Here is a 3,062-nt window from a genome sequence, read left to right on the forward strand (position 1 = left end):
GCCTAACAATTCATTCAAGCCGAAGCCGCTTCGCGGCTCGGCTTAATTCAGGCGTTAGGCCGCATGGGACAGAGCACCCAATCTGCACGTAAAGCCGCATGGCTAGATGTCAGCGCTGCCGCTGTATTCGCCTGTCTATTCGTTCTCTTCTATCGTCACGGCAACATCTCGACCGCCGTAGACGCTGGCGCATACGGCCTTGTTATCGCCGTCATTTACTTTGCCCCCGCTGCTATTCTCTTTTCGTTAGCTTCAATGGCACTGTTTCGTGGCTGGAATCACCAAAAGGGGCTGCATTGGTTGTCCTGGCTGTGGCTTGCCTCGCCCGTAGCTTGGGCACCGGTAGCCACACTGATCGGGGCCATTGCGGCCTAACAATTCATTCAAGCCGAAGCCGCTTCGCGGCTCGGCTTAATTCAGGCGTTAGGCCGCATAGGAAACTCCACGCGCCATGAAGAAGAACCTGGTGATCGTCGCGCTCCTCGCCATTGTTGTATGGCTCTCACTTCAGGTCATACGGTTAGAGCGCATTCAAGCCGAAGCCGCTTCGCGGCTCGGCTTAATTCAGGCGTTAGGCCCCGAATGAATTTCCAACTCGCTTCAACCTAGAGTCTCAGGGGGATTCAATGTTCTGGCTGTCCATCGTCTTGGCGACCATCATCGGTGGCTTCGCGCTTTTCAATATCACTGTCGGCCTGGGGTTGCAGTTCATTGCCCTTGTTCTTGCGGGTAACGCTTTCGTCAGGCTCCAGCGTGGCAAGCCGGCCAAAAATCGCATTAACGTGGGCGCAACACGTTTTGCCCTTATCGTTAGTGGCGTTGGCATAGCACTCGGGCTTTACCGTGTCGCGGTCGGGGCCTAACAATTCATTCAAGCCGAAGCCGCTTCGCGGCTCGGCTTAATTCAGGCGTTAGGCCGCAATGACAGATTCCGTGCAATTGTTTCTCTGGCAAGCGATGTTCTACGTCCTTGGCGCTACCGGTCTCTTTGCGATCGGCGCTCTGCCTTTGCGCACCTACATGCTCATCCGCAGCGCGAGAGCAGTCGCCCAACCGACCTTGCAGACTGCCCTAGTTTTGGTCGCCGCTTTAACGGCTGCAGCTCTGGCAGGTCAGTTCCTCCTGCGGGTGGGGAAATGCCTATTGGGCTTTCACTGCTCCGCAAATGCCGCTGGTGGCTGGATCAATGCAGCATATATTGGTGCCATCTACGTTAGCTTCGAGATAGTGGTCGCTACTATTCGCTGGCACGGGGGCCGCCGTAATGTTGCGGCCTAACAATTCATTCAAGCCGAAGCCGCTTCGCGGCTCGGCTTAATTCAGGCGTTAGGCCCCTATGGTCGGTAAATCTGTAGCCGTCGCATTTCTGGTCATTGCGCTCGCAGCCTGTAGCCCCAGGCTGCAACCGTCGGACCTCGCTAGCTTGGCGTCAGCCGCCCCCGCCCTTTTGCAAGACCCTCTCCAGGCGGGCGACATTCCGGCATCAAAATGGCCAGCCGCAATCGCTCGGCTCAAGCCTGATCGGGTCTATGCCACACCAGATGGCTTGTATATCGCTACCTCATCCTTCTTCGTCCAAGAGTGGGGCTTGTTCGTGCCTCGGTCCGGGTTCACTCCTCAACAGGGCACTGACCCGTCATACACTTCCATTGGTCAGGGCATCTTCTCCTACCACGTCAAGGGGTAAGGKGTAGGGGCCTAACAATTCATTCAAGCCGAAGCCGCTTCGCCGCTCGGCTTAATTCAGGCGTTAGGCCGCTATGACGCACCTCACAAAACTGTTGGCTCTTGCAGCGATGTTCCTCTGCGCTGGATTACCCGCTAAAGCTGCGGACACATTGGAGACTTCGTGGCTTAGCCTCATCAAGGCTGACTTTGACAAGTCCTGTGCCGTTGAGCGCGTAAAGGTCGGTTCCGTTGTCGCCGGAAATAACGGGCTCCGGACCGAACAGTGGTTTATGCATACTTGCCTTGGCAACTTTGAATACCGGGTCGCCTACTATCCGCCTGCTGCATTTCCTGGTCGCGCCAGCCCTTATGAGGTCATGCGAGTCACTCCGGCGAGTGGTGCGCGGCCTAACAATTCATTCAAGCCGAAGCCGCTTCGCGGCTCGGCTTAATTCAGGCGTTAGGGCTCATGCTCAATATCCCAATAGTTCAAGTTCTTACTCTGGCTATTGCGGCCAATACGGCAATGGTTGCACCGGCCAGTGAGCCAAAGATCACTTTCAACTCTTACGGCCCTGTGCTCATTGGCATGGATCGCCAGGCCCTTGAGCGCGCCTTGGGCAGCAAGCTCAAGGGCGAAGAACCTGACGCGGACTCGGAAGCGTGTGAGTACGTGGCCCCAGAGCGGGGATACGACGGCGTCGGCTTCATGCTCATAAATCAGCATCTCGCAAGAGTCGATGTCTCAAACCCCAATGTCGCTACTCTGTCCGGTGCCCATGTCGGCTCCACGCAAGAGTCTGTCTTGGCCATGTACCCCGGTCGCGTTGAGGTCTCACCCCACGCCTATACGGCGCCCGATGGCTCGTACCTCACCCTATTTTCCAGGGACAAATTGCACGGCATTCGGTTCGAGACAGATCATGGCAAGGTCACGCGCTATTACTCAGGCACAGCAGAAGCGATTCAGTACATTGAGGGCTGCCAATGAGCCCTAACAATTCATTCAAGCCGAAGCCGCTTCGCGGCTCGGCTTAATTCAGGCGTTAGGCCTCATATGAAGCTTCTCTGCTCATCTGCCAGCATCAGCTTCGTCCACTCTCTTCGGATCGCCCTTGAGGGAGAAGGCATAGAAACCTTCTGCTCGGACTCGGACAGGGTTTTTTCTGGTTTCGCTGGCCCTATGCTTGGGAGCGCTTCTCGGCTGTACGTTCTCCACGAGGAAGACTGGCAAAGGGCCACGGAATTGCTGGAAACGATGGCGGAGCCCGAGGTCGCACCAGCCAACGCCAAGGTAAAGAAGGTGGTCCCGCGTTGGGTGTCACCACTCTTGGTAGTTCTAGTCTCGGCTTTTGTTGTGGCGGTCTTGGCGGCCTCGCAATGAGGCCTAACAA

Annotated in this window: 6 protein-coding genes; all 6 read left to right on the top strand. The window is 56.5% G+C overall.

All coding sequences use genetic code 11. The annotated features are described in order from the left end of the window. The first annotated feature begins 63 nt into the window (after nt 1-63). The 6 genes from ACXJJ9_RS16580 (at nt 64) to ACXJJ9_RS16605 (ending at nt 3,052) form a co-directional block, all read left to right on the top strand. Nucleotides 64-375 (top strand): hypothetical protein, encoded by a 312-nt coding sequence (locus ACXJJ9_RS16580; protein ID WP_457098190.1) that lies wholly within the window; start codon nt 64-66, stop codon nt 373-375. A 76-nt stretch (nt 376-451) separates the two neighbouring features. Next, a complete protein-coding gene (locus ACXJJ9_RS16585) occupies nt 452-586 on the top strand; it encodes a hypothetical protein (RefSeq protein ID WP_457098191.1) in 135 nt (44 codons plus the stop codon). 40 nt (nt 587-626) lie between these two features. Continuing rightward, entirely contained in the window at nt 627-863 is a 237-nt protein-coding gene (locus ACXJJ9_RS16590; RefSeq protein WP_457098192.1) for a hypothetical protein, read from the top strand. Between the two features lie 58 nt (nt 864-921). Further along, nucleotides 922-1,278, top strand: a complete 357-nt coding sequence (locus ACXJJ9_RS16595) for a hypothetical protein (protein ID WP_457098193.1) — start codon at nt 922-924, stop codon at nt 1,276-1,278. 859 nt (nt 1,279-2,137) lie between these two features. Then, on the top strand, nt 2,138-2,659 hold the full coding sequence (locus ACXJJ9_RS16600; protein WP_457098194.1) for a hypothetical protein: 522 nt from the start codon (nt 2,138-2,140) through the stop codon (nt 2,657-2,659). Between the two features lie 66 nt (nt 2,660-2,725). Further along, nucleotides 2,726-3,052: a putative signal transducing protein gene (locus ACXJJ9_RS16605; protein ID WP_457098195.1), complete on the top strand. Its 327-nt coding sequence runs from the start codon at nt 2,726-2,728 to the stop codon at nt 3,050-3,052. Nucleotides 3,053-3,062: the final 10 nt, after the last annotated feature.

This window comes from Lysobacter sp. P5_B9, assembly GCF_054049835.1.

Excerpts from the sequence above, each read along its gene's own strand:
- ACXJJ9_RS16600 (WP_457098194.1), top strand. The coding sequence starts at position 2,138 with ATGCTCAATATCCCAATAGTTCAAGTTCTTACTCTGGCTATTGCGGCC.
- ACXJJ9_RS16580 (WP_457098190.1), top strand. The coding sequence starts at position 64 with ATGGGACAGAGCACCCAATCTGCACGTAAAGCCGCATGGCTAGATGTC.
- ACXJJ9_RS16585 (WP_457098191.1), top strand. The coding sequence starts at position 452 with ATGAAGAAGAACCTGGTGATCGTCGCGCTCCTCGCCATTGTTGTATGG.
- ACXJJ9_RS16595 (WP_457098193.1), top strand. The coding sequence starts at position 922 with ATGACAGATTCCGTGCAATTGTTTCTCTGGCAAGCGATGTTCTACGTC.
- ACXJJ9_RS16605 (WP_457098195.1), top strand. The coding sequence starts at position 2,726 with ATGAAGCTTCTCTGCTCATCTGCCAGCATCAGCTTCGTCCACTCTCTT.
- ACXJJ9_RS16590 (WP_457098192.1), top strand. The coding sequence starts at position 627 with ATGTTCTGGCTGTCCATCGTCTTGGCGACCATCATCGGTGGCTTCGCG.